The organism is uncultured Halovibrio sp., assembly GCF_913056445.1.
Classification (GTDB): Bacteria; Pseudomonadota; Gammaproteobacteria; order Pseudomonadales; family Oleiphilaceae; genus Halospina; species Halospina utahensis_B.
This window is the reverse complement of the sequence record NZ_CAJXMA010000127.1, coordinates 1-4,743: the sequence shown is the minus strand read 5'-3', so window position 1 is coordinate 4,743 and position 4,743 is coordinate 1. Positions and strand designations below refer to the sequence as shown.

The following is a 4,743-nucleotide window of genomic DNA, read 5'->3' as shown; positions in this document are numbered from 1 at the left end:
ACGACCGGATCTACAACAGCGACTCGATCCTGACGCTTTCCCACACGCCGCGCACCATCACCATCTATGGTGCGGGCGTGATCGGCTGTGAATACGCGTCCATCTTCTGCGGCCTGGGCGTGAAAGTGGATCTGATCAACCCTGGCAGCCGTCTTCTGTCCTTCCTGGATGATGAGATTTCGGACGCCCTCAGCTACCACCTGCGGAACAACGGCGTGCTGGTCCGTCACAACGAGAAATACGAGTCGGTGGAGGGGGATGACCACGGGGTGGTGCTGAACCTTGAGTCTGGCAAGAAAGTGCGCTCCGATGCCTTCCTCTGGTGCAATGGCCGAAGCGGCAACACCGGCTCCCTGGGCCTTGAGAACGTGGGGCTTGAGACCAACTACCGTGGCCAGCTTGCCGTGGACGATCACTATCGGACCCAGGTCCCGAACATCTATGCCGTAGGCGATGTGATCGGCTGGCCGGGCCTTGCCAGTGCCGCGTACGATCAGGGCCGCTCGGCCTCGTCGGACATCATGGCGGACCGGTACTTCCGTTATGTGGATGACGTACCCACTGGCATCTATACCATTCCGGAGATCAGCTCCGTGGGTAAGACAGAGCGCGAGCTGACGGAAGCCAAGGTGCCCTATGAAGTGGGGCAGGCCTTCTTCAAGGATCTCGCCCGGGCGCAGATTTCCGGGGATCCGGTGGGCATGCTCAAGCTGCTGTTCCACAGAGAGACCAAGGAGCTTCTGGGCATCCACTGCTTCGGGGACCAGGCGGCGGAGATCGTCCACATCGGGCAGGCGATCATGAACCAGCCCGGTGAGGCGAATACGCTGGATTACTTCATCAACACCACCTTCAACTACCCCACCATGGCGGAAGCCTATCGGGTGGCGGCTCTCAACGGTCTCAACCGGATTTTCTGAGAGACGGTTCCGGGTCTGTGTCGGTCTCCGGGCCGCGCAGGCTCTCTACCTGATGCCCCAGCCGACGCCGGTTTTCGAAGTAGACCAGGGCGCTGGTTGGGTAGTCCGTGATTACGGACGCCACACCCATTTTCTCCAGCATCAGCATGTCGTGGATCCGGTTAACCGTCCATGTGGACACGCTCATGCCTTTGTTGCGGGCGTCGCTGACCAGACCCGCGCTGCAGATCCGGTGGTTGCAGCACAGGTACTGGCAGTCAAGACTCTTGGCCTGCCGGACCGGGGAAGGGAAGCGCCGTTCCGCCACATAGCCCAGGCTCACCCGGCGATCGAGCCTGCGGGCCGAGCGCAGGAAACCGGTATTGCTTGAGGTCAGGGTGATCCGCTCGTAGAGGTTTTCCCGCTGGATCCACTCGACCAGGCGGTTGCAGAGCCGGTTGAGCCGGCCCCGCTCGTCGGACTTCACTTCCAGCTGCAGATGCCTGTAGTCAGGGCAGGCCTGAACCACATCATCAAGACTGGGAATACCCGTGGCGTGGTGCCAGCTCGCGGTGTTCTGGCGGGCGTCCAGAGTACTCATCTCCAGGGCGGACACCGAGCTGACAGCCCGGTCACTGCCCGTGGTCCGCAGCAGGGAGCGATCATGGATGACCACGGGGACTCCGTCCTGGGACAGGATAATGTCCATTTCAAAGCGGCGGATGCCATGGCGGTAGGCGTGCATGAAGCCGGCAAGGGTGTTCTCGGGCGCTTCGCCTTTGGCGCCGCGATGACCGTAGATCAGCATGGGCGCGGATGCCTCCTTCATCCGTTATCGGCGTAGAGCGCGCGCCGTTTGCGGTACGTTTCGTGGCAGAGTTCAACGTCTTTCAGGAACCGGGGCAGATCCCGGGGCAGCATTGCCTGAGGACCGTCCACCAGGGCTTTTTCCGGGTTCGGATGGAAGTCCGCCAGGATCATGTTGGCCCCGGCGATCACCCCCTGGGCAGTGGCGTGGACGATGTCGGAAATTCCATCCGGTGCCCGGTCGCGGACACCCACGGAGTGGGAGGGGTCAATGCAGACCGGCATGCGGGTCAGGCGTTTGACCACCGGAATGTGAGCGAAATCAACAAGGTTGCGGTGTGGATTGCCGGCCTCGGTTTTCATGCCCCGAAGGCAGAAGATCACATTGGTATTGCCCTCGGTGGCCAGGTATTCAGCCGCGTTGAGGGATTCGTTCAGGGTGATGCCGAATCCACGCTTGAGCAGCACCGGGAAGGTGCTCTGGCGACCCAGAGCCTTGAGCAGCTCGAAGTTCTGGGTGTTACGGGTCCCGACCTGGAGCATCACGCCGGTCGGATGCCCGGTCTGCTCAAGGGCCTGTTCGATCTCCCACACATGATTCTCATGGGTCACCTCCATGGCGACTACCCGGATGTCGTACCGGCCCGCGAGTTCGAACACCCAGGGCAGGCAGTCGGCGCCATGGCCCTGGAAGGAGTAGGGGTTGGTGCGGGGCTTGTAGGCGCCCATGCGGGTGCACTGCTGGCCATTGTCCTTCAGGGCCCGGAGCATCTCCTCCACGTGAGTGGGGTTGTCCACCGCGCACAGGCCGGCAAAGACATTGAGGTTGTCCTGGTCAAAGTGGATGCCGTTGTAGTCGAAGCCGGTCTGGCGTTCGGCGTCACTGTGCCTGCCCAGAACACGGAAATCGTCGGAAATGCGGATGACCCGCTCGACGGCGGGCAGTGCTTCAATCTCTCCGGCGTCGAGGGCCTTGGTATCGCCGATCAGGTAGACCTCGGTCAGTGTCTGCTGGCTCCCGAGCACGTCATGGACACGAACCTCGACATTGCTGAGCTGATCGAGGAAGTTCATGGTCTCGCGGTACGCTTCGCTGTCGCGAGCCGTATCCGGGTGAAGTATCAGTAGCATGGGCCCTCCGGGTCTCTGTATGGCGTTCAGGCGGCCTGGATCCAGTCTCCCAGATTCTTCTCCAGCTGACGCTGGTCGGCGGCAAAGCGCCGGATGCCATCAGCAAGCTTATCGGTGGCCATGGCATCCTCATTGAGGTGCCAGCGGAAGCCGCTCTCATCCAGCGGGGGGTATGTTTCCGTTTGGCTGGCGTTCCCGGGATCCAGGCAACGTTCCAGAGTGCCGGTATCCTGTGACAGCGATTCCAGCAGCTGCGGGCTGATTGTCAGCCGGTCGCAGCCGGCCAGGTGCTCGATCTCGCCCTGGTTGCGGAAACTCGCCCCCATGACGATGGTGCGGTAGTTGTGTGCCTTGTAATAGTCGTAGATGCGCTGTACCGAGCGCACACCGGGATCCTCAGCCGGATCAATGGCATCCAGGCCCGCCTGCGCCAGATGCCAGTCGAGGATACGCCCCACAAATGGCGAAATCAGTGTGGCGCCGGCATCGGCGCAGGCCATCGCCTGGGTGAATGAGAACAGCAGTGTCAGGTTGCACGCAATGCCTTCACGCTCCAGAACCCGGGCTGCCTGGATGCCTTCCCAGGTGGCGGCGATCTTGATCATGACCCTGTCGGTGTCCACGCCCCGTTGGCGGTAGAGTTGTGTAAGCTCGCGGGCACGGGCAATGGTGGCATCACGGTCGAACGACAGGCGCGCATCGACCTCCGTGGAGACCATGCCGGGCACGCTCTCGAGGATCTGTTCTCCCGCCAGTACGGCCAGGCAGTCCCCGGCCAGAACCGGGTCCGGAGAGGCGCTCCGGTCCTGTTCCCGGGCCCAGGCCAGTGCCTGTTCCACCAGGTTGCGATAGGCGTCGGAGGACACGGCCTTGAGCAGCAGCGACGGGTTGGTTGTGGCGTCCCTCGGCTGCCACTGACGGATGGCGTCCAGGTCACCGGTGTCGGCGACCACAGTGGTCATTTGGCGGAGCTGATCAAGTTTGGAAGTCATCGGCTGGTTGCGTCCATTGTGCATCCGGGTGTCTGGAACCCTGAAGGGTAACCCGAGTCACGATAGCGCGCTGTCGCCGGTGTCACAAGCGCGGAATCCGCCTGTCAGGCGGCATCGGCCTTTTCCTGGACCAGCGCCAGCGCATCCCGGACAACCCCGGTGCCGGCCCCGGCGCGATGGGCGTTCTCGCTGAGATGGCGGCGGAACTGGCGGCCGCCCGCACAGCCGTGGAAAAGGTTCATGATGTGGCGGCTCATCGCCTGCAGGGGGACGCCCTCGGCCAGGCGCTGTTCCAGATAGGGAATGAACCGCTCAATGGCCTCTGTACGCGTGATGCAGGGCTCTGGTGTGCCGTGGATCTCCGGGTCCACGCGGCTCAGCAGCCAGGGCTGCTGGTAGGCGGCGCGGCCGATCATGACGCCGTCCACGTGCCGGAGCTGTTCGCGAATGGCGTCCATCTGCCAGAAGCCGCCATTGATGATGATTTCCAGCTGGGGGAACCGTTTCCGCAGGGCATGGACCCAGTCGTACTTCAGTGGCGGCACCTCCCGGTTCTCCTTGGGGCTGAGCCCCTGAAGGATGGCGATGCGCGCGTGTACGATGAAGGTGCGGCATCCGGCCTCCGCGACCCGCTCGATGAAGTGGACCAGGTCCTCCCACTGCTCGTGGCCGTCGATGCCGATGCGGTGTTTGACGGTGACGGGCAGGGCAGTGCTCGCCTTCATGGCGGCCACCGCGCGGGCAACAGTGTCCGGCTCCGCCATCAGGCAGGCGCCGATACGGTTGTTCTGGACCCGGTCGCTGGGGCACCCCACGTTCAGGTTGACCTCATCATAGCCCCAGGCCTCGGCCATGGCCGCGCACTGGGCGAGTTCCGCAGGGTCTGCGCCCCCCAGCTGCAGCGCAACGGGATG

At 63.2% G+C, this 4,743-nt stretch carries 5 protein-coding genes; 1 reads left to right on the top strand and 4 read right to left on the bottom strand.

Annotated elements, in window-relative coordinates; genetic code table 11:
• A partial coding sequence (gene sthA / locus QZ501_RS14835; RefSeq protein WP_295720589.1) for a Si-specific NAD(P)(+) transhydrogenase occupies positions 1–920 on the top strand: 920 nt, incomplete at its 5' end.
• Here sthA and QZ501_RS14830 read toward each other — a convergent pair.
• The 4 genes from QZ501_RS14830 to dusA all read right to left on the bottom strand — a co-directional run.
• Entirely contained in the window at positions 904–1,707 is an 804-nt protein-coding gene (locus tag QZ501_RS14830) for a glycerophosphodiester phosphodiesterase (protein ID WP_151439651.1), read from the bottom strand. The genes sthA and QZ501_RS14830 overlap by 17 nt on opposite strands.
• Before the next feature lie 17 nt (positions 1,708–1,724).
• On the bottom strand, positions 1,725–2,837 hold the full coding sequence (locus tag QZ501_RS14825; protein ID WP_160898853.1) for a 3-deoxy-7-phosphoheptulonate synthase: 1,113 nt from the start codon (positions 2,835–2,837) through the stop codon (positions 1,725–1,727).
• A 26-nt stretch (positions 2,838–2,863) separates the two neighbouring features.
• Positions 2,864–3,829 (bottom strand): transaldolase, encoded by a 966-nt coding sequence (tal, locus tag QZ501_RS14820; RefSeq protein WP_295720587.1) that lies wholly within the window; start codon positions 3,827–3,829, stop codon positions 2,864–2,866.
• 104 nt (positions 3,830–3,933) lie between these two features.
• A partial coding sequence (gene dusA / locus QZ501_RS14815; RefSeq protein ID WP_295720585.1) for a tRNA dihydrouridine(20/20a) synthase DusA occupies positions 3,934–4,743 on the bottom strand: 810 nt, incomplete at its 5' end.

Coding starts and splice junctions, on each gene's coding strand:
- QZ501_RS14830 (WP_151439651.1), bottom strand. CDS start 1,707: ATGCTGATCTACGGTCATCGCGGCGCCAAAGGCGAAGCGCCCGAGAAC.
- QZ501_RS14825 (WP_160898853.1), bottom strand. CDS start 2,837: ATGCTACTGATACTTCACCCGGATACGGCTCGCGACAGCGAAGCGTAC.
- tal (WP_295720587.1), bottom strand. CDS start 3,829: ATGACTTCCAAACTTGATCAGCTCCGCCAAATGACCACTGTGGTCGCC.